This window comes from Teichococcus aerofrigidensis (assembly GCF_054073225.1).
Genome location: NZ_JBSXMU010000044.1, coordinates 1 through 18,305, shown reverse-complemented (window position 1 = coordinate 18,305; position 18,305 = coordinate 1). Strand labels below are relative to the sequence as shown.

Annotated in this window: 21 protein-coding genes and 1 pseudogene; 15 read left to right on the top strand and 7 right to left on the bottom strand. The window is 71.5% G+C overall.

The genetic code is table 11. The features are described 5' to 3' along the window. The first annotated feature begins 40 nt into the window (after positions 1-40). The 3 genes from ACVMLK_RS11265 to ACVMLK_RS11255 all read left to right on the top strand — a co-directional run bounded on the left by ACVMLK_RS11265 (position 41) and on the right by ACVMLK_RS11255 (position 2,958). Entirely contained in the window at positions 41-985 is a 945-nt protein-coding gene (locus ACVMLK_RS11265) for a calcium-binding protein (protein WP_198367105.1), read from the top strand. A 250-nt stretch (positions 986-1,235) separates the two neighbouring features. Next, on the top strand, positions 1,236-2,366 hold the full coding sequence (gene prfB, locus ACVMLK_RS11260; RefSeq protein ID WP_457486447.1) for a peptide chain release factor 2: 1,131 nt from the start codon (positions 1,236-1,238) through the stop codon (positions 2,364-2,366). Positions 2,367-2,376: 10 nt separating this feature from the next. Continuing rightward, entirely contained in the window at positions 2,377-2,958 is a 582-nt protein-coding gene (locus ACVMLK_RS11255; protein ID WP_457486446.1) for a DUF1643 domain-containing protein, read from the top strand. A 64-nt stretch (positions 2,959-3,022) separates the two neighbouring features. On the opposite strand, the gene ACVMLK_RS11250 is transcribed toward ACVMLK_RS11255, so the two are convergent. After that, complete coding sequence (locus tag ACVMLK_RS11250; RefSeq protein WP_198367108.1) at positions 3,023-3,184, bottom strand: DUF1328 domain-containing protein; 162 nt, start codon at positions 3,182-3,184, stop codon at positions 3,023-3,025. Positions 3,185-3,268: 84 nt separating this feature from the next. Beyond that, on the bottom strand, positions 3,269-3,994 hold the full coding sequence (locus ACVMLK_RS11245) for a PhyR family response regulator anti-anti-sigma factor (protein WP_198367109.1): 726 nt from the start codon (positions 3,992-3,994) through the stop codon (positions 3,269-3,271). A 95-nt stretch (positions 3,995-4,089) separates the two neighbouring features. Here ACVMLK_RS11245 and ACVMLK_RS11240 point away from each other — a divergent pair, with 95 nt between their 5' ends. The 7 genes from ACVMLK_RS11240 (at position 4,090) to ACVMLK_RS11210 (ending at position 8,450) form a co-directional block, all read left to right on the top strand. Continuing rightward, entirely contained in the window at positions 4,090-4,566 is a 477-nt protein-coding gene (locus ACVMLK_RS11240; protein WP_457486445.1) for a sigma-70 family RNA polymerase sigma factor, read from the top strand. Between the two features lie 211 nt (positions 4,567-4,777). After that, complete coding sequence (locus ACVMLK_RS11235; RefSeq protein WP_457486444.1) at positions 4,778-5,422, top strand: sigma-70 family RNA polymerase sigma factor; 645 nt, start codon at positions 4,778-4,780, stop codon at positions 5,420-5,422. After that, on the top strand, positions 5,422-5,640 hold the full coding sequence (locus tag ACVMLK_RS11230; protein WP_198367110.1) for a hypothetical protein: 219 nt from the start codon (positions 5,422-5,424) through the stop codon (positions 5,638-5,640). The genes ACVMLK_RS11235 and ACVMLK_RS11230 overlap by 1 nt, the downstream gene beginning before the upstream one ends. A gap of 38 nt (positions 5,641-5,678) precedes the next feature. Beyond that, positions 5,679-7,427, top strand: coding sequence for a histidine kinase dimerization/phosphoacceptor domain -containing protein (locus tag ACVMLK_RS11225; RefSeq protein ID WP_457486443.1), 1,749 nt, complete (start codon positions 5,679-5,681; stop codon positions 7,425-7,427). Positions 7,428-7,468: 41 nt separating this feature from the next. Continuing rightward, positions 7,469-7,660 carry a hypothetical protein gene (locus ACVMLK_RS11220; RefSeq protein WP_198367112.1) on the top strand — a complete coding sequence of 64 codons (192 nt, stop codon included), beginning with the start codon at positions 7,469-7,471 and terminating at the stop codon, positions 7,658-7,660. 101 nt (positions 7,661-7,761) lie between these two features. After that, a complete protein-coding gene (locus ACVMLK_RS11215) occupies positions 7,762-8,034 on the top strand; it encodes a glycine zipper domain-containing protein (protein ID WP_457486442.1) in 273 nt (90 codons plus the stop codon). Between the two features lie 5 nt (positions 8,035-8,039). After that, complete coding sequence (locus ACVMLK_RS11210) at positions 8,040-8,450, top strand: hypothetical protein (protein WP_457486441.1); 411 nt, start codon at positions 8,040-8,042, stop codon at positions 8,448-8,450. A gap of 40 nt (positions 8,451-8,490) precedes the next feature. Here ACVMLK_RS11210 and ACVMLK_RS11205 read toward each other — a convergent pair whose 3' ends face one another. Both ACVMLK_RS11205 and ACVMLK_RS11200 read right to left on the bottom strand, forming a co-directional pair. Beyond that, positions 8,491-8,940: a MarR family winged helix-turn-helix transcriptional regulator gene (locus ACVMLK_RS11205; RefSeq protein WP_198367115.1), complete on the bottom strand. Its 450-nt coding sequence runs from the start codon at positions 8,938-8,940 to the stop codon at positions 8,491-8,493. Positions 8,941-9,089: 149 nt separating this feature from the next. Continuing rightward, on the bottom strand, positions 9,090-9,482 hold the full coding sequence (locus tag ACVMLK_RS11200; protein ID WP_198367116.1) for a hypothetical protein: 393 nt from the start codon (positions 9,480-9,482) through the stop codon (positions 9,090-9,092). 474 nt (positions 9,483-9,956) lie between these two features. On the opposite strand from ACVMLK_RS11200, the gene ACVMLK_RS11195 reads away from it, so the two are divergent. After that, positions 9,957-11,624, top strand: a complete 1,668-nt coding sequence (locus ACVMLK_RS11195; protein WP_422922282.1) for an MFS transporter — start codon at positions 9,957-9,959, stop codon at positions 11,622-11,624. Positions 11,625-11,742: 118 nt separating this feature from the next. Then, complete coding sequence (locus ACVMLK_RS11190) at positions 11,743-13,638, top strand: AMP-binding protein (protein WP_457486440.1); 1,896 nt, start codon at positions 11,743-11,745, stop codon at positions 13,636-13,638. A 54-nt stretch (positions 13,639-13,692) separates the two neighbouring features. Here the strand turns inward: ACVMLK_RS11190 and ACVMLK_RS11185 are convergent, their stop codons facing one another. The 3 genes from ACVMLK_RS11185 to ACVMLK_RS11175 form a co-directional block, all read right to left on the bottom strand. Continuing rightward, positions 13,693-14,043: a hypothetical protein gene (locus ACVMLK_RS11185; protein WP_198367119.1), complete on the bottom strand. Its 351-nt coding sequence runs from the start codon at positions 14,041-14,043 to the stop codon at positions 13,693-13,695. Positions 14,044-14,486: 443 nt separating this feature from the next. Beyond that, positions 14,487-15,092 (bottom strand): DedA family protein, encoded by a 606-nt coding sequence (locus ACVMLK_RS11180; protein WP_198367120.1) that lies wholly within the window; start codon positions 15,090-15,092, stop codon positions 14,487-14,489. Then, positions 15,089-16,801: an ArnT family glycosyltransferase gene (locus ACVMLK_RS11175; protein ID WP_457486439.1), complete on the bottom strand. Its 1,713-nt coding sequence runs from the start codon at positions 16,799-16,801 to the stop codon at positions 15,089-15,091. The genes ACVMLK_RS11180 and ACVMLK_RS11175 overlap by 4 nt, the downstream gene beginning before the upstream one ends. 71 nt (positions 16,802-16,872) lie before the next feature. Between ACVMLK_RS11175 and ACVMLK_RS11170 the strand changes: the two genes are divergently transcribed. From ACVMLK_RS11170 to ACVMLK_RS11160, 3 genes and pseudogenes are all read left to right on the top strand, one after another. Beyond that, the gene (locus ACVMLK_RS11170) at positions 16,873-17,490 is read left to right on the top strand and encodes a chromate transporter (protein WP_457486438.1); all 618 of its coding nucleotides are present in this window, start codon (positions 16,873-16,875) and stop codon (positions 17,488-17,490) included. A 14-nt stretch (positions 17,491-17,504) separates the two neighbouring features. Then, entirely contained in the window at positions 17,505-18,029 is a 525-nt protein-coding gene (locus ACVMLK_RS11165) for a chromate transporter (RefSeq protein WP_198367123.1), read from the top strand. Between the two features lie 83 nt (positions 18,030-18,112). Then, positions 18,113-18,305 (top strand): annotated as a pseudogene (locus ACVMLK_RS11160) (rRNA cytosine-C5-methylase); the annotation flags it as partial.

The following is an 18,305-nucleotide window of genomic DNA, read 5'->3' as shown; positions in this document are numbered from 1 at the left end:
TCAGCCCGGCATTGGCGCAATTTTGGAAGAAACGCACATCATGGCTCGCCCTTATGTTCATCCCGAGAATGTCCTGGTCGGTCTCGCGTGGAACGAGACGCTGGTCGGCGGCGATGGCGCCGACTACATCTTCGGCGGCGACGGCAATGATCGGCTGATCGGCGGCGGCGGCACCAACTTCCTGGACGGCGGCCCCGGCCTCGACACGGCCGTCTATTCCGGCTCCGCCGCGAGCTATGCCATCAGCACCTTCGGCGGCGTCGTGCTGGTCGAGAACCTGCTGGACGGCGCACTCGACTATGCCGTCAACGTCACCCGCTTCGAGTTTTCCGACAGCCTGCTGACGCTGGATGTGCCGGCCTTCAGCCCGCAGCGCTACGTCGCCTCCAACCCCGACCTGATCGGCATCTTCGGCACCAATGCCGTGGAGGCCACCTGGCATTACGTGGAGGCCGGCCACGCCGAGGGCCGCGCGACGGACAGCTTCAACGGCCTGAACTACCTCGCCGCCTATGACGACCTGGTGCAGGCCTTCGGGGCCAATGCCCAGCTCGGCTACAACCACTTCATCACCTATGGCCATGCCGAGGGGCGCAGCGACCAGGGCTTCGACGGCCTGACCTACATCGCCTCCTATGACGACCTGATCGCCGCCTTCGGCGCCAATGTCGAGGCCGGCGCCGCGCACTACATCAACTACGGCGTCAAGGAAGGCCGCGAGCGCAGCGACTTCAACGCGCTGGAGTACATCGCCTCGCATGAGGACCTGATCGAGGCCTTCGGTCCCGATTATGCCGCCGGCACGCTGCACTTCATCAATCACGGCTTCGCCGAGGGCCGCTCGCGCGACAGCTTCGATGCCGAGACCTACCTGGCGAAGTACACCGACCTGCAGGCGGCCTTCGGCCACGATCTCGACGCCGCCACGGCGCACTACATCACCTATGGCCACGGCGAGGGCCGCACGGATCACCTCATCGCCTGATCCGCATCCTTCGATCCGGGAGGCGCGCCGGGTGGCTCCGCCATCCAGGCGCCTCCCGCCATGCTTCCGGCCTCTTCCGGCCGCCGCCCCCTGGACACCCTGGGCGGCGGGATAGTAATCCCCCCTGCCTCCGCCCAGCCTCGTCGCCGCCGGCCCTCCGCCGGACGATCGGGAAGCCCGGCCCGTCCGGGTGGGCGCCCGCGGTGTTTCCCGTCTTCCGGGCACCACCGCAGACCGAAAGGGTGACAGGATGCGAGCCGATGCCGAGGCCCTGCGCGGCCAGATCCAGGACTCCATCGACCTGCTGCGGCGCCATCTCGACTGGGACGTGGCGCTGCGCCGCCTCGATGAGGTGAATGCCCGCGCCGAGGATCCGACCCTCTGGGAGAAGCCCGACGAGGCGCAGGCGGTGATGCGCGAGCGCAACCGGCTGGCCGACCAGATCGAGGGCGTAAAGGCGCTCGAGCAGAATGTCGCCGATGCGCTGGAGCTGATCGAGCTGGCCGAGGCGGAGGGCGACGCCGCGACCGCCGACGCCGCCGTGGCCGACCTGAAGGCCTTCGCCGCCGAGGCCAAGCGCCGCGAGATCGAGAGCCTGCTCTCCGGCGAGGCCGACATGCGCGACTGCTTCGTGGAGGTGAATGCCGGCGCCGGCGGCACCGAGGCGCAGGACTGGGCGCAGATGCTGCTGCGGATGTATCAGCGCTGGGCCGAGAAGCGCGGCTACAAGGTGCAGCTCACCGAGGAGAGCGAGGGCGAGCAGGCCGGCATCAAGTCCGCCACCATCCAGGTAAGTGGCCCCAACGCCTATGGCTGGCTCAAGACCGAGAGCGGCGTGCACCGGCTGGTGCGCATCAGCCCCTTCGACGCCGCCGCGCGCCGCCAGACCAGCTTCGCCAGCGTCTACGTCTTCCCGGTGATCGACGACAAGATCGAGATCGAGATCAACCCGGCCGACCTCAAGACCGACACCTTCCGCGCCTCCGGCGCCGGCGGCCAGCACGTCAACAAGACCGAGTCGGGCGTCCGCTTCACCCATATCCCGACCGGCATCGTCGCCGCCTCGACCCAGGACCGTTCGCAGCACCGCAACCGCGCCATCGCCATGGACATGCTGAAGGCGCGTCTCTACGAGCTGGAGCTGCGCAAGCGCGAGGAGGTCAACGCCGCCACCGAGGCCGGCAAGACCGACATCGGCTGGGGCCACCAGATCCGCTCCTACGTGCTGGCGCCCTACCAGTTGGTGAAGGACCTCCGCACCAACGTCGAGAAGGGCAATCCGGACGCGGTGCTGGATGGCGAGCTGGACGACTTCATGGCCGCCGCCCTGGCCTCCCGTGTCGGGGCGCACCGTTCGGATGCCAGCGCCGCCGCGCGGTGAGGGTGCCGGCATGACCGACCTGTTCCCCGGGGCCCTCCGCCCGCAGGACCGCCACGACCCCGGCGGCAAGGTGCGGCTGGCGGTCTCGGGCGATGTGGTCAGCCGCGCGGTCTTCTCCGATTGCGGCCGCTACCGCACCGTCCTGGAGCGGCGCTGGGACGGGAAGCCCTTCGGCACGCCGGGCTGCGTCGCCTGGATCATGATGAACCCCTCCACCGCCGATGAGCAGATGGACGATCCCACCGTGCGCCGCTGCCGCGATTTCACCCGCCGCTGGGGATATGGCGCCATGCTGGTGCTGAACATCTTCGCCCTGCGTGCCACCAGCCCGGCCATGCTGCTCCGGGCGGAGGATCCGGTCGGGCCGGGGAACGACGCCGCGATCGGCGAGGGGGCGGCGCGAGCCGAGACGGTGATCGCCGCCTGGGGATTGCCGCCGCGGCCGCTGCGGGGGCGGGGCCCGGAGGTGGCGGCCCTGTTGCGGGCCGCCGGGATCGCGCCGCTGGCGCTCCGGATCACGCAATCGGGCCAGCCGGGACATCCGCTCTATATCGCCGGCGACACCCGGCCGGTGCCCTGGAACATGGGCTGAGGGCCGGGTCGGACTGAAGGCGCCGGGAACGGCTTCGCGACGCCTTCGCCGGCGAGGCCTCGTGTCAGGCCCAGCCGCGTCCCGCCACCAGCGAGATCAGGAACAGGACCAGGAAGATCACGAAGAGGATCTTCGCGATGCCGCTGGCCGCCGAGGCCACGCCGGAAAAGCCCAGCACGCCGGCGACCAGGGCAATGACGAGAAAGATCAGTGTCCAGTAAAGCACGGTGACGTCTCCTTCGGTCCTGTCGCCCTCGCCGGAGTTGCGGGGCATGACGACCGGAGGAACGCCGTGCTTCGGATCACGGTTTCAGCCGATGGGAACCGTCGCGGAAACCGCCTGGTAGGTCGCGATGGCAAGAGCCAGCGGCTCGAAAGGCTTGCTGATGACGAAGGCGGGCTCGACCTGCTCCGCCGTCAGCAGCCGCTCCGGATAGGCCGTGACGAAGACCACCGGCACCTTCAGCTCCTGCTGGATGCGGTTGACGGCGTTGATCCCGTCCCCGCCCATGCCGAGGTTCACGTCGGCCAGGATCAGCCCGGGGTGCCGCTCCTGCGCCAGCCGGACCGCCTGCGCCTCGCTGGCCGCAACGCCGATCACCCGGTGGCCGCAGGCCTCGACCAGCTGGCGCACATCCATGGCGATGATCGGCTCGTCCTCGATCACCAGGATGTCGGTGGCGGCGGCGTCGCGCAGGGATTGCCGAGCCTCCGACAGCTCGGTCTCCGCCACGTCCAGCGGCACGCCGACGACGCGGGCGGCCTCCTGGGCGGTCAGCTCCTCCAGCGCGGTCAACAGCAGGAGCTGCCGGTGCCGCAGAGTGAGGCTGCCGCCCGCCGCGCCTTCCCGCACGGGCGTCATCTGCGTCACGCCGGCGTACAGCGACAGCCGGGGGGGAAGGTCCGGCGGCAGGCCCTCGCGCAGGGCGCTGGCGACCAGCGCATCGCCCTCCGCCTGGCTGCCGGTCAGGGCGCGGGCATAGCGCCGCGCGGGGGGCAGGGCCCGCAGAAGCTCGGCGTGGTGTGCGGCGTTCATATCGTGGCCCTCGTATCGGTCCTAAGCTGCAGCAGAACTTTGAACAGGAAAGAATGTCCAATCAAACAGACCCGATCCGGACGCGGCTTCCCGCCGTGTTGCCGGATCTGAGGGCCTTTGCCCGCTTCCTGGCGCGCGACGCCTTCCTGGCCGACGATCTGGTCCAGGAAGCCGTGTTGCGCGGATTGCGGTCCGAAACGCAATGGGATCCTGCAACCAGCCTGCGGGCCTGGATGTTCCGGATTCTGCGCAACGTCTTCCTGGAGCAGGCGCGTCGGCGGGGCACGGAGAAGCGGGTGCTGGAGCAGTTGCCGGAACCGGGCCAGGCGCCTCCCGGTCAGGAGATGCATGGTGAGATGTCGGATCTGGCGCGCGCTCTGCAAGGGCTGCCGCTGCCCCAGCGCGAGGCGCTGATCCTGGTCGGCGCGCATGGCCTCTCTCACGAGGAGGCGGCCGCGGTCTGCGGGGTGCCGGTGGGCACGGTCAAGGCCAGGGTGTCGCGTGCGCGACTGGCGCTTGCGCGGCGGTTCCAGTCCGCGCCGGCCGCCGGAGAAGGGCCCGTGGAGGATTGATGCGGAAAGGCGCCGGGCCGGGCGATGCCGGATCGGTGGGCCGATGAGGCGGAAGTGGGGCGTGGCAGGCATGGATTGCCGCGACAAGCGCGCACCGGCCAAAAGGTTTCCGGAAGAAAACGCATGTCTGATATGCGTTTTTCGGCTATGTCGGAAGCAACCCTCTCCTTCGGCCGTTCATTGGTGGGTCATGCAAGGCGAGAAGACAATCATGACCCATGAGATGGCCACCCTCGAAGCCGATCGCACCTCCGCCACCGCGACGGCGAGCTTTCATGACCAGCTCGTGGCCATCCTGCCGCGTCTGCGGGTGCAGGCCGTCTCCATGACCCGCAACCGGGCCGATGCCGACGATCTGGTCCAGGCGGCGGTCAGCAACGCCCTGGCCGCGCAGGCGAGCTTCACCCCTGGCACGAATTTCGGCGCCTGGATGTTCCGCATCCTGCGCAACCGCTTCCTCTCCGACATCCGCCGCAAGCGCGACACCTGCGACATGGACAGCGCCCCGGCGGAGGCGCTGGCCCGGCCGGCGGCCCAGGAGGACAGCCTGGCGCTCCGCGAACTGCGCCGCCGCCTGGCGGATCTGCCCGCGGATCACCGCACCGCCCTGCTGCTGGTGACGGTGCAGGGCATGTCCTACGAGGAGGCCGCCGCGGTGATGGAATGCGCGGTCGGCACCGCCAAGTGCCGCGTCTTCCGGGCCCGGCGTCAGCTCGAGGCCTGGCTGACCGGTGAGCCGCAGGTCGCGCGCCGCAAGGCGGCACCGGCCGAGGCTGGCGAGACGCGCCGCCGGGATGCTAGCCTTCGCGCCGCCGGCCGTGCAACCGGAACGCAGGCCCTGCATTTGGGAAGCTGATGGATCAGAGAGCGGACAAGCGTGTTTTGGCGGAGCCCGGGAAATCATCGCAGCGCCCGTCCGGCGGGCGTGCGCGCAAGGGCACGCCGGATGCGGCGTTCGACATCTGGCTGCAGCGGGGGCTCCACGCCATGTTCGACGGTGTGGCCAAGGAGCCCATCCCTGAGGAACTGCTTCGGTTGATCGAGGACGATCGGACGGGGAAGAAAACGACGTGAGTTCTTCGGCGCCCCCGAAAGGGTGGGCGCTGCACCGATTGCTCCGCGGCGTCCGCGGACGAACGCTGCTGCTGCTCATGGTCGCCAGCGTGCCTGTCATCGGCATCGCTGGCGCCAACGCCGTTCTGAGCTACGAAGCGGAACTGGCAGCGGGCCGGCGCAACGCCACGATCCTGGTCGATATCGCGGCGGCCCGGCACGGCTCGACCATCGCGAGCCTGCGCCAGACGCTGCAGGGCATCGCCACCGACACGCGCCTGCTGCGCGACACGGCGGAAAGCTGCAGCACGCTTCTCTCCACCTTCAGCGCCGCCAATCCGGGCCGCTACTCCAACATCTGGGTCATGGATCGCGACGGGCAGACCCGGTGCAGCAGCATCGCGCTCCTGACCACGCCCCAGAAGGATTCCGCGACGGCGCACCGCGCCATGACGGGCCGGGACTTCATTCTCGGTCCTTTCCAGCAGGGCGCCGTCACTGGCCGCCCCGTCATCATCGGCGCGGTGCCCATCCTCGCCGGGGGCGAGGCGCAGGGGGTCATCGCCGCCGGCCTGCTGCTCGAGTATTTCGTCCGCAGCGAAGGCCGGGACCAGGGGCGCCAGGGGCAGCGCATCTGGCTCGTCGACGCGGAGGGCAGCGCGCTGCCGCTGACCCAGGCGGGCGCGATCGAACTGCCGGAACCCAGGATGCTCCGGCAGTTGCAGGACGCCTCGGGCATCACCGCGCTGGAGGCGCGCTCCCAGGCCGGGGCGGACTACGCCTATGCCAGCGCCCGTCTCGCGCCGGGGCTGAGCGTGCTGGTCGGCCTGCCGATCGGCGAGATCCGCAGTGCCGCCATGGCGGTGCTGCTGCGGCGGGTGGCCGAGCTGGCGGCCTTCCTGCTGGCCTGCCTCGTGGTCATCGTCGTCGGCGCCGACATCGCCATCGCCCGGCCGCTGCGGCGCCTGGCGGCGCGGGTGCGCGGCTGGCAGCCCGGGGCGCCCTTCGGCCGCGCCGCCCAGCGCGGCGAGCCGGAGGAGGTGCAGGCGCTGGAGCAGGCCTTCGATGATGCCGCCCGTGCCATCGCGGGGCGCGAGGAGGAGTTGCAGGCGGCGCTGCGCCAGCGGGACCTGTTGATGGCCGAGATCCATCACCGGGTGAAGAACAACCTGCAGATCGTCGCTTCGCTGCTGAACCTGCAGGCCGGCCGCCTGCGCGATCCGCGCGCCCGGGCGGAGTTCGCCACCGCGCGCGACCGTGTCCAGGCGCTGGCGACGCTGCACCGCCACCTCTACACCAACCGCACCTTCGAGGTCATCGCGCTCCGCCCCTTCCTTGAGGAGCTGGGGAATCAGCTCTTCGCCGCCATGGGCGAGCGGCCGGGGCAGCGGATCAAGCTGGCGGTGGAGGCGGACGAGCTGGAGATCCTCACCGACCAGGCCGTCTCCCTCGCCCTGCTGATCACCGAGACCGTGACCAACGCCATCAAGCACGGCTTCCCGGACGCGCGCAGCGGCACCGTGACCATCGCCGTGCATGCCGAGGGGGACGAGGTGACGCTGACCGTGCGGGATGACGGGCTGGGCCTGCGCCTGGAGGACAATGCGCAGGACCGGGGTATCGGCCTGACGCTGATCCGCGGCTTCGCCCAGCATCTCGGCGGCGAGGTCGAGATCCGGCAGGCGGGGGGCACCGAGCTTCGCCTGCGCTTCACCCTGCGGCGCCGCGAGGCCGAGCCCGAGCCGCCGCTCCGCAGGGAAAGGGCCGAGGGGGGGAACGAGCAGGTGGCGGCGCAACCAGAAGCTTGAGCGTGCGTTCTCCGATCAAACCGAGAAGGATCCGGATTTCCATGCGCAAACTGATGAGCCTGACGCTTCCTGTCCTGGCCCTGGCCCTGCCGATGATGGCCTGCAGCGAGGGGCCCGGCGAGCGGGCCGGGCGCGGCCTGGACCGTGCCGGTGAGAACATCCGCGACACCATCGACCCGCCGAAGGGGCCGGGCGAGCGCATGGGCCGTAGCATCGACCGCGCCCTCGACTGAGTCCGCCGCGCCGGGGCGGCTCCGCCCCCCGGCCGGCAACTGGTCGCCCAGAGGTCACGTTAGGTCCAGGCAGACCGCCTCGCAGAACAGGAGCACCATTCATGGCCCGCAGCTCGTCCTCCTCCTTCGACACCACCTCCGTCGAGGAGCGCATCGCCGATCTTCGCCGCAAGGTGGAGGATCTGATGGAGGAGCAGATCACCCCGGCCGTCTCCCGCGCGGCCGGCAAGGCGCAGCATCTGGCGCAGCGTGCCAAGAGCACCGCCCGCCACGAGGCCGATCACGCCGTGGACTTCATGCGTGAGCGGCCGCTGGCCACCGTGGCCGTGGCGGTCGGCGTCGGCTTCCTGATCGCCCAGCTTCTGCGCCGCTGACGCCGATGCGCCCCTTCCGGCTTGCCGCCGTCTCCCTGGAGGCCGAGCGCGTGGTGCTCGGCCTCCAGGCCAAGCGCTACGTGTGGCGGGCCCTTTTCGGCATGATCGCGGCGGTCTTCGCCTGCGCCGCCCTGGTCATGCTGCATGTGGTCGCCTGGCTGGCGCTGCCGCTCGAATGGACGCCGCTGGCCCGTGCCGGGACGCTGCTGGGGGCCGATCTGGTGCTGGTGCTGGTCCTCGGGTTTCTGGCGATGCGGGACGCGCCGAGCCGGGCGGAGATCGAGGCGCGCATCCTGCGGGACAATGCCATCGCGCAGACCCGCGCCAGCCTCGGCGTGGTGCCCCTGCTGGGCGGTATCGCCCGCTCTTCCGGAATGATGGGGCTGCTGTTCGGGCTGTTCCGCCGGCGCCGCTAGCACGGGAAGGGCGGCAACCGCCGCCCGGCCCGGCAGGGCCTCAGTCCAGCAGGCGCCGCAGCAGGTGCATCAGCATCTGCCGCTCCGCGGGGTCCAGCGCCGTGAGCAATTGCTCATTGGCGCGGCGCCCCTGTTCGGTCGCCTCCTCCAGCACCGCCTTTCCCTCGGGCGCGAGGGAGAGCACCACGGTCCGGCGGTCGAGCGGGTCGCGCCGGACCTCCAGCAGTCCCCTTCCGCGCAGCCGGGCCACCACGCCCTGGATCGTCGCCGGATCGAGCGCCACGGCGCGGCCCAGGGCGTTCTGCGTCGCCTGCCCGATCTCGCCCAGCTTCAGGAGCGTGGCGAACTGGGTGGAGGTCAGCCCGCCGACGGCGCCGCGATCCTGGAACAGCGAGGCATGCCGCTGGTGGGCGCGGCGGAGCAGGTGCCCCACCGATTCCTCAAGCCGGTAGCCTGGCGCCCCGGTCCGGGCGGCGCCGGCCTCGCGCACGGCGTCGATCAGCAGGGTGATGTCCTGGTCGGCGATGGCGGCGCACCTCGTCAGCGGTGAATGAGCGCACGCAGCATTGGCCGCGTGCCCGCATCCGTCAACCGGGTCACGCCCCGGGCGGGGACACCTCGGACCAGGGGCGGCGGCGGCTACCCGCGCAGGACGCGATAGCCCTGCAGGGCGAAGGTGGCGCCGGCCAGGCCCAGCGCGGCGAGGCCGGCGCGGTCGGCGTGCCACATCAGCCGCTCCGCCAGGACGGCGGCGAGCTGGCGATGGCCGTCCGGGCCGCGCAGGCGCCGTCCACCCTCGCCCGCCAGGGCGGAAAGCTGCCGCCAGAGGCCGGTGCGGCGCAGATCGATGCGGGGGATCTGCAGGGCGGCGCCCCACAGGCCGAGCCAGACCGCGGCGGTCATGAGGGCGCCGCTTTGCAGGGCGAGGACAGGATCCTCCCCCAGCCCGAACATGACGGCGAGAATGGCGAGAGCCGCGGCACACAGCACGCGACGGATCGAGTGGTCAGCCAGACTGCGCAGCATATCCATCCGGGCCTCTTCCTTCCTCCTTCGCATGCTGACGCCGCCGCCAGGAAGATGCTAGCCGCATTATCGCCTCATGCGGGACCGGGAGGCCCATCGGCCCTGCGTCCCGGCCATGCCTCGGGCCTGCCGTCATGTCCCGAGGCGCATGCTTCGCCGGACAAACGACCGAGGCGATGCCAGCGTTGCAGCGTGCCCGGCCGGGAGCGGACGGTCCTGAAGAAGATGAATAATATGTCATAAAACGGCCCGGCTGACGATCCTGATTCCCTTGCCCTTCTCCACCACGCCACAATCCGGGCAGCATGCCCGACCGCCCCTCGCAGGCGGCGGAAAGGCTGACCGCGTGACCAAGAGCGCGGGACCATCAACAATAAGGAGACCCGGCCGCGGCCCCGCCGCAGCCAGCCGGGAAGGGTAGGGAAAATGGGCTCGACGCTTCGCTCCACGTCTCCTCAGACGGGCGATGCGAACCGGCCGATGACGCGTGAGGAGAGACGCGTCATCCTGGCCTCTTCGCTTGGCACCGTCTTTGAATGGTACGATTTCTACCTCTACGGCTCCCTGGCGGTCATTATCGGGGCCAAGTTCTTCAGCCAGTTCCCGGAGGGGACGCGCAATATCTTCGCGCTGCTGGCCTTCGCCGCCGGCTTCCTGGTGCGGCCCTTCGGCGCCCTGGTCTTCGGCCGGCTGGGCGACCTGGTGGGGCGGAAGTACACCTTCCTCGTCACCATCCTGATCATGGGCGCCTCGACCTTCATCGTCGGCATCCTGCCCACCTCAGACCAGATCGGCATCGCCGCGGCCATCATCCTGATCGTGCTGCGCTGCCTGCAGGGCCTGGCGCTGGGCGGCGAGTATGGCGGCGCCGCGACCTATGTGGCGGAACACGCGCCGCACGGCCGCCGTGGCTTCTACACCAGCTTCATCCAGATCACCGCCACGGGCGGCCTGTTCCTCTCGCTGCTGGTCATCCTCTTCACCCGCGGCGTGCTGGGCGAGGCGGCCTTCAACGACTGGGGCTGGCGCATTCCCTTCCTGGTCTCGATCCTGCTTCTCGGCATCTCCGTCTGGATCCGCATGCAGCTTCAGGAGAGTCCGGCCTTCAAGAAGATGAAGGAGGAGGGCACCCATTCCAAGGCGCCGCTGACCGAGGCCTTTGGCCAGTGGAAGAACGCCAAGGTGGCCATTCTCGCCCTGTTCGGCCTCGTCGCCGGCCAGGCGGTGGTCTGGTACACCGGGCAGTTCTACGCGCTGTTCTTCCTCGGCTCCGTGCTGAAGGTCGATGGCTATACCTCGAACCTGCTCATCGCCTGGGCCCTGCTGCTCGGCTCCGGCGGCTTCGTCCTGTTCGGCTGGCTCTCCGACAAGATCGGCCGCAAGCCGATCATCCTGGGCGGCTGCCTGATCGCGGCGCTGACCTATTTCCCGCTCTTCAAGCTCATGAGCGCCGAGGCCAATCCGGCGCTGCACGCCGCGCATCAGAACATCCATGTGGTGGTGCAGGCCGACCCCGCCGACTGCTCCTTCCAGTTCAACCCGGTGGGCACGGCGCGCTTCACCAATTCCTGCGACATCGCCAAGGCCGCGCTGGCGCGACTCTCGGTCAACTACACCGTCGAGCGCGCGCCGCCCGGCACGGCGGCGAGCGTGCGGATCGGCGATGTCACCGTCGACTCCACCGCGCCGAACTTCACCCAGACCCTGGGCGCGGCGATCACCGCCGCCGGCTACCCCGCGGCCTCGAACCCGACCGTGGTGAAGATGGCGCATCCCTTCGACCTGTTCCGCGAACAGCCGGCGGTGCTGATCCTGGTGCTGACGGTTCTGGTCATCTACGTGACCATGGTCTACGGCCCGATCGCGGCGGCGCTGGTCGAGCTCTTCCCCACCCGCATCCGCTACACCTCCATGTCGCTGCCCTACCACATCGGCAATGGCTGGTTCGGCGGGCTGTTGCCGGCCACCTCCTTCGCCATGATCGCGCAGACCGGCGACGTCTATTACGGCCTCTGGTACCCGGTGGTGATCGCACTGGCGACCGTGGTGATCGGGACCTTCTTCCTGCCCGAGACCAAGGATCGCGATATCTTCGCCGAGGACATGGCGGAGGTGCCGCGGGCGAAGGCGGCGCGCGCGCGCGTCTGATCGCGCGGCTGAGCCGGCGCGGGAGGGGCCTTCCCTCCCGCCACCCCGTTCACCAGGGACAGGACCGGCCGCCTCGGGCTCCGCCCCGGCGCGGGTCCGGCAACAGGGAGGGCGCGACATGCCCGACGCGCAGGATGCCGGCTATCAGGCCCTTTACGAGGCCTGGCGGGCCGATCCGGAAGGATACTGGGCGGCCGCGGCGCGCGGCATCGACTGGGAGGTGCCGCCGGAGCGCATCTTCGATGCCGGCCAGGGGCCCTATGGCCGCTGGTTCCCCGATGCGCGGCTGAACATCTGCCACAACGCCCTCGACCGCCACGTCGCCGAGGGGCGTGGCGCGCAGGCCGCGCTGATCTGGGACAGCCCGGTGACGGGAGGCCAGGCGCGGCTGAGCTATGCCGAGCTGCTGGACCGCACGGCGCGGCTGGCCGGCGCCCTGGCCTCGCGCGGTGTCGGCCGGGGGGACCGCGTGGTCCTCTACATGCCGATGGTGCCGGAGGCGGTGGTCGCCATGCTGGCCTGCGCCCGCCTCGGCGCGGTGCACTCCGTGGTCTTCGGCGGTTTCGCGGCGGCGGAACTGGCGGCGCGCATCGCCGATGCCGAGCCCAGGGCCGTCATCGCCGCCTCCTGCGGGATCGAGCCCGGGCGGCTGGTGAAGTACAAGCCGCTGCTGGACGCCGCCCTGGCCATGTCGCCGCACCGGCCGGCCTGTTGCCTGATCCTGCGGCGCGAGGCCTGGCCCGGCGCGCTGGAGCCGGGGCGCGACGAGGATCTGCTGGAGGCCATGGCGGCCGCGGCACCGCACCCCTGCGTCAGCGTCGCCGCCACCGACCCGCTCTACATCCTCTACACCAGCGGCACGACGGGAAAGCCCAAGGGCGTGCTGCGCGACTGCGGCGGCTATGCCGTGGCGCTGCACAATTCGATGGCGATGCTCTACGGCCTGAAGGCGGGAGATGTCTCCTGGACCGCCAGCGACGTGGGCTGGGTGGTCGGGCATTCCTACATCGTCTACGGGCCGCTGCTCGCCGGCTGCACCTCCGTCGTCTATGAGGGCAAGCCGGTCGGCACGCCGGATGCCGGCGCCTTCTGGCGGGTCTGCGCCGAGCATGGCGTGAAGGTGCTGTTCACCGCGCCGACCGCCTTGCGCGCCATCAAGAAGGAAGACCCCGAGGGCCGTCTGCTCGGCCGCCACGACCTGTCGCGGCTGGAGGCGCTGTTCCTGGCCGGCGAGCGCTGCGACCCGGACACGGCGGTCTGGGCCGCGCGGCTGCTGGGCCGCCCGGTGATCGACCACTGGTGGCAGACGGAGACGGGCTGGTGCATCACCGGCAACTTCCGCGGCGCCGGCCTCTTCCCGATGCGGCCGGGCTCCGGCGGCAAGCCGGCGCCCGGCTATACGCTGGTGTCGCTCGACGAGGCCGGCCAGCCGGTCGCGCGGGGACAGATCGGCACCCTCGCCCTGCGCCTGCCCCTGCCGCCCGGCTGCGCGCCCAGCCTCTACCGCGCCGATGCGCGCTTCCGCGAGGCCTATCTCGACGCCTTCCCGGGCCACTACAACACCAGCGATGCCGGCATGCTCGACGAGGACGGCTATGTCTGGGTGATGTCGCGCACCGATGACATCATCAACGTCGCCGGCCACCGGCTCTCGACGGGCGCCATCGAGGAGGTCCTAGCTTCCCATCCGGATGTCGCGGAATGCGCGGTGGTGGGGGCGCGGGATGCGTTGAAGGGTCAGGTACCGCTGGGTCTCGTCGTGCTGAAATCCGGCGCGACGCGGGCGGAGGCGGAGGTCGCGGCCGAGCTGATCGCCCTGGTGCGGGAGCGCATCGGGCCGGTCGCCGCCTTCCGCGAGGCGCGGGTGGTGGAGCGCCTGCCGAAGACGCGCAGCGGCAAGATCCTGCGCGCCACGCTGCGCAAACTGGCCGATGGCGAGGATGTCGCCGTGCCGCCCACCATCGACGATCCGCTCATCCTGGAGGAGATCGGCGCGGTGCTGCGGCGCCCTTAGAGGCATGACGCGCCAGGGCGGCGCCGGCCTCGCGGGAGGGGGCCGGCGGCCGGATCAGCGGCGCAGCTCGTTCGTCGGATAGGCGCCCGAGGTGTTCGACTGCGTCGCGCGGTCATAGGTGCGGGTCGCCGCCGTGCCCGGCGGGTTGCCCGGCATGCCGTCGGACTGGGTCGGATAGGCACCGGAGGTGTTGGTGCCGGCGGCGCGGTCGAGCGCGCGGGTGGCCTCGGTGCCGGAGGGATTGGCGCGGGTGCCGTCGGACTGGCTCGGATAGGCGCCCGAGGTGTTGGTCCCGACGTTGCGGTCGATGGCCCGGGTCGCCTGGTTGTTGGTGGAATCGCAGGCCGCCAGACCCAGCAGGGCGGCGGAAACCACGACGGCAGACAGAATCTCGCGGTGGCGCATCGTCCTCAACTCCTCTTCTCGGGATCCGGGCCGCTTGGCCGGTCCGCCGGTGCAACGCGAACGGGCGCCTCCGGTTCCACGGGAATTTCACGCGAGCCGGAGGAAGACCCCCGGGGGAAGGTGAGCCCGGATCGACAACCTGGAGTGTTGCGGCAACCGCCGGCCCAGTGGCGACGTTGGCGTTTCGTGGGCGGGCCGGAGGGTCGCCGCCCTGTGCCGGCCTTCAAGGCGGGCTGGCCTAATGACCAAAGCCGGCGCGCCTGGGGCCGCCGCGGCAAGGAGAGCATGGATGAAGTCGATTCTGCTGTGGTTCCTGGGGATCCCGATCCCGATCATCCTCCTCCTCTGGATCTTTGGCGTGCTCTAGGCCGCGCACGAGCCCAGTCCCCGATCGGTGCCGGCGGCATCGGTCGGGCTGACCCTTCCTCGCAGCCGTCCGGGCGCTAGCGCCGCGCGGCGCGGCGGCTTCGCCAGAGGTGCCAGAGATAGGCCCCGATGACGCCGGCCAGCACGACATAGCTGAGCGGCTCGATCGCCGTCTCGACCCGCTTGTACTGCTCGCGCAGCAGATACCCGGCCCCGGCGAGCAGGCTGACCCAGATCAGGCTTCCCACCAGCGTCCAGAGATAGAAGACCGGCCGCCGGATATGGGCGAGGCCGGCCGGGATCGAGATCAGGGTGCGGATGGCCGGCAGCATGCGGCCGAAGAAGAGCGCCACCGGGCCGTGGCGCCGCAGCGTGGCCTCCGCCTTGTCCATGTCCTCCGCCGAGACGCCGAACCACCGGCCATGGCGCGCCACCAGCGGCCGGATGCGCCGGCTGCCGATCGCATGGGCGATCTCGTACCAGAGGCCGTTACCGACGAGCGAGCCCAGCGTGCCGGCCAGGATGGCGGTGACGATCGACATCTGCCCCTCGGCGGCGGCGAACCCTGCCAGGGGCATGATGAATTCCGAGGGGATGGGCGGGAACAGGTTCTCCAGGAACATCAGCAGGAAGACGCCCACCGGCCCGGCCTCGCCGACGGTCTGGGTGATCCACTCGATCATGGCGTGGCTCCGGAGGCGGGCGTCGGAAGGGAGGCGGTCGAGACCCGCTGGAAGAGATGCAGCCGCAGCCGCCGCCCGCGGGTATAGTTGTAGCCCTCCACGATGGCGGCCTCGCGCAGCGGGAGGTCCCGCGCCGCCACGGCGGCGCGGAAGGCGCCGAGGTCGCGGTCCCCCACCGCGACGCTGCGCCCGTCGCCCGCCGCCAGGAAGGCCGCCGCCGCCTCGCCGTCGCGCAGCAGGGCGGTGTCGGTGCCTGTGGCGAAGACCAGGGAGGGCTCATGGTATCCGACGATGCCGAACTCCCCCTGCACCTCGCCCGAGGGCGCCGCCGCCGCCAGCGCCGCGGCGATGCGCGGCCCGATCCAGGGCGCCTGCAACCGCGGCAGCACCCCGCCGAGGATGGCGGCGTAGAGCGGCACCGAGAGCATCACCGCGGCCAGCATGGCGCGGGCCGGCGAGCCTGCCCGCCATTCCCGGCGCGCCACCCCGAGCAGGAGCAGGGCGAAGGGCAGGACCAGCAGCGCCACCGGATCGACGCGCCGGTCGGCCAGCCAGGGCAGCAGCCCGGCGGCGATGCCCAGGGCCAGTGCCACCAGGGCGAGCAGGGCGGCGCCGAGCCAGGAGAGCCAGCGCGGCGCCGGGCGCCGCAGCGGGTCCATCGCCCAGGCGGCGCCCAGCAGCATCAGCGCCGGGAAGACCGGCAGGGTGTAGTGCGGCAGCTTGGTCGCCACTGCCTCGAACATCAGCCAGGAAGGCGCGATCCAGGCCAGCAGGAAGCGCGTCGCCGGGTTCATGCGGTCCCGCCAGGCCGCCGGCAGGGCGCGCAGCACCAGGAAGGCGGCGGGGAAGCCGGTCAGCGCGAAGGTCAGCAGATAGTAGCCCGGCGGCCCGCCATGCGCCTCCTCGCCGGAGGAGACCTTGGAGAGCATGTCGCCGCCCAGCGCCTCGGTGAAGAACCGGCCCTCGGTGGCGATGCCGATGGCGATCATCCAGGGCGCCGCCAGGGCCAGCATCAGCGGGATGCCCCAGAGCGGCCGCAGCGCCCGCAGCCAGCCTCCGGCGCGGTCGGCGACGGCCAGGGTGAGGATGGCGAGCAGGGCGATGAGCGGCCCGATCGGCCCCTTGAGCAGGATGGCGACGCCGAGGGCCGCCCAGAGGCCCGCGGCCTGCCGCGCGGAGAAGACCTCCGGCGCCAGGTAGGCGCGGCCGAGCAGGCCCATCGCCACCGTCACCGCGCCGAGCAGGGCGGCGTCGGTCTTGGCGATATGCGTCTCCACCACCAGGACCATGCTGGCGGCCAGCATGGCGGCGCCGAGGAAGGCGGCACGCCGCCCGACCAGCGCCCGGCCCCAGTGGAAGGTCGCCAGCACCGCCACCCAGGCGCCAAGCAGGGAGGGAATCCGGTAGGGCCAGATCTCGCCGCGATGGCCCAGGCCCAGCGCCTCGGCGGCGTGCACCGAGGCGGCCTGGGCCCAGTGGATGCCGACCGGCTTCTTGTTGCGCTCCTCCTCGCCGAAGCGGATGCGGACATAGTCGCCGCTGTCCACCATCTGCCGGCTGGCCTGGGCGAAGCGGCTTTCGTCGCGGTCGCCGGGCGGCAGGGCGGCGAGGCCGGGCAGCCACAGCGCCAGGCAGAGCAGGCTGAGCCAGAGGCGCGGCCGCCGCGTCTCGGGCAGCCGGTCGAGAAGGTCGCGCAGGGCAGGAAGCATGATGCCGGGGCTGTAGAGCGTTTCGGCGCGCGGTGTATAGCATCAAACGAAACCGGTGAGGGGAGGCGGGGATGTCGGCAGCGGGGTCCGGGACGCCCGGAACAGGCCCCGGGACGGACCCCGGGGCGGCGGCCGTCCCGCCGCCGGGCTGCGGCGAGATCTTCCTGGCCTTCGGCAAGGTCGGGCTGACCAGCTTCGGCGGCGGCCTCTCCGGCTGGATGATGCGGGAATTCGTGCAGCGCCGCCGCTGGCTGGGCGAGGGCGAGTTCCTCGACGGGCTCTCGCTCTGCCAGGCCCTGCCCGGCGTGAACGTGGTCAACCTCTCGCTCTGGATCGGCTACCGGCTGCGCGGCGGGCCGGGCGCCCTGGCCGGGGCGCTGGGGATGATCCTGCCGGCGCTGGTGCTGGCCCTCGCCACCACGGCGCTGGCCGGGCCGTTGCTGGCGCGCCAGGGGGTGCACTGGGCGATGGCCGGCGTCGCCGCGGCGGCGCTGGGCCTGTCGCTGCAGATGGGGCTGCGCGCGGCGCGGCGGGTGGTGGCGCGGGGCGTGGCGCCGGCGGCGATCCTGGCGGCCACCTTCCTGGCGATCTTCTGGCTCCGCCTGCCCCTGCTCTGGGTGGTGCTGGCCATGGCGCCCCTCGGCATCGCCCAGGCGACCTGGGCGCTCCGGCCGGCCCGGCCGGGCTGAAGCGGCCGGCCCCCATGGAACATCCCCTCTGGCGCATCCTGCTGGTCTTTCTGCCGCTCTCCTTCCTGACGGTGGGCGGCGGGCAGAGCATCGTGGCCGATGTGCACCGCCAGGCGGTCGAGGTGCAGGGCTGGATGGGCGACGCCCGCTTCCTGGAGCTCTTCGCGCTGTCCCGCCTGCTGCCCGGCCCCGGCGCGCTGCTCTCGCCCATGGTCGCCTGGCAGGCCGCCGGCATGGCCGGCGCGCTGGTCGCGACGGTCGCGCTCTTCCTGCCCTCCTCCCTGCTGGTCTATGCCCTGGCCGGGCTGTGGCGGCGCAGCCGGGGCGCGGCCTGGACGCGGGTGGTCGAGCAAGGGCTGGCGCCGGTCGCCGCCGGCATGATCCTGGCCGCCGGCGCCACCCTGCTGCGCGCCGCCGAGGGCGGGCCGCTGGCCTGGGCGGTGGCGGGACTGTCCACCCTGCTGCTGATGACCACCCGGATCAGCCCCTTCCTGCTGCTGCCGGCGGCGGGCCTGCTGTTCTGGATGGTCTTCGCCTGATGGGGGGGCGGTCGCGGGCCTCGCGGCGGCGATTCGCGCTTCCGGTGCTTCCGCCGTCCGCCCGCGCGCGCTAGCACGGCGCGATGAAGCCGCCCGCCCGCCCCCGCCCGCGAACCCGCCTCGCGGCCAAGCCGCGCAATCCGACCCGCAGCGCCGCCCTGGCCCTGCTGACGGCGGTGCTGGAACGGCATCGCGGGCTGGAGGAGGCGCTGGACGCCCTGCCGCCCTCCGATGCGCGGGACCGCGCCGCCGCCCACCGCATCGCCGCCGCCGTGC

What these genes read in the sequence shown, in the direction of transcription:
- ACVMLK_RS11265 (WP_198367105.1), top strand. Translation starts at nt 41, where the DNA reads ATGGCTCGCCCTTATGTTCATCCCGAGAATGTCCTGGTCGGTCTCGCG.
- prfB (WP_457486447.1), top strand. Translation starts at nt 1,236, where the DNA reads ATGCGAGCCGATGCCGAGGCCCTGCGCGGCCAGATCCAGGACTCCATC.
- ACVMLK_RS11255 (WP_457486446.1), top strand. Translation starts at nt 2,377, where the DNA reads ATGACCGACCTGTTCCCCGGGGCCCTCCGCCCGCAGGACCGCCACGAC.
- ACVMLK_RS11245 (WP_198367109.1), bottom strand. Translation starts at nt 3,994, where the DNA reads ATGAACGCCGCACACCACGCCGAGCTTCTGCGGGCCCTGCCCCCCGCG.
- ACVMLK_RS11235 (WP_457486444.1), top strand. Translation starts at nt 4,778, where the DNA reads ATGACCCATGAGATGGCCACCCTCGAAGCCGATCGCACCTCCGCCACC.
- ACVMLK_RS11230 (WP_198367110.1), top strand. Translation starts at nt 5,422, where the DNA reads ATGGATCAGAGAGCGGACAAGCGTGTTTTGGCGGAGCCCGGGAAATCA.
- ACVMLK_RS11220 (WP_198367112.1), top strand. Translation starts at nt 7,469, where the DNA reads ATGCGCAAACTGATGAGCCTGACGCTTCCTGTCCTGGCCCTGGCCCTG.
- ACVMLK_RS11215 (WP_457486442.1), top strand. Translation starts at nt 7,762, where the DNA reads ATGGCCCGCAGCTCGTCCTCCTCCTTCGACACCACCTCCGTCGAGGAG.
- ACVMLK_RS11210 (WP_457486441.1), top strand. Translation starts at nt 8,040, where the DNA reads ATGCGCCCCTTCCGGCTTGCCGCCGTCTCCCTGGAGGCCGAGCGCGTG.
- ACVMLK_RS11200 (WP_198367116.1), bottom strand. Translation starts at nt 9,482, where the DNA reads ATGGATATGCTGCGCAGTCTGGCTGACCACTCGATCCGTCGCGTGCTG.
- ACVMLK_RS11195 (WP_422922282.1), top strand. Translation starts at nt 9,957, where the DNA reads ATGACGCGTGAGGAGAGACGCGTCATCCTGGCCTCTTCGCTTGGCACC.
- ACVMLK_RS11190 (WP_457486440.1), top strand. Translation starts at nt 11,743, where the DNA reads ATGCCCGACGCGCAGGATGCCGGCTATCAGGCCCTTTACGAGGCCTGG.
- ACVMLK_RS11185 (WP_198367119.1), bottom strand. Translation starts at nt 14,043, where the DNA reads ATGCGCCACCGCGAGATTCTGTCTGCCGTCGTGGTTTCCGCCGCCCTG.
- ACVMLK_RS11180 (WP_198367120.1), bottom strand. Translation starts at nt 15,092, where the DNA reads ATGATCGAGTGGATCACCCAGACCGTCGGCGAGGCCGGGCCGGTGGGC.
- ACVMLK_RS11175 (WP_457486439.1), bottom strand. Translation starts at nt 16,801, where the DNA reads ATGCTTCCTGCCCTGCGCGACCTTCTCGACCGGCTGCCCGAGACGCGG.
- ACVMLK_RS11170 (WP_457486438.1), top strand. Translation starts at nt 16,873, where the DNA reads ATGTCGGCAGCGGGGTCCGGGACGCCCGGAACAGGCCCCGGGACGGAC.
- ACVMLK_RS11165 (WP_198367123.1), top strand. Translation starts at nt 17,505, where the DNA reads ATGGAACATCCCCTCTGGCGCATCCTGCTGGTCTTTCTGCCGCTCTCC.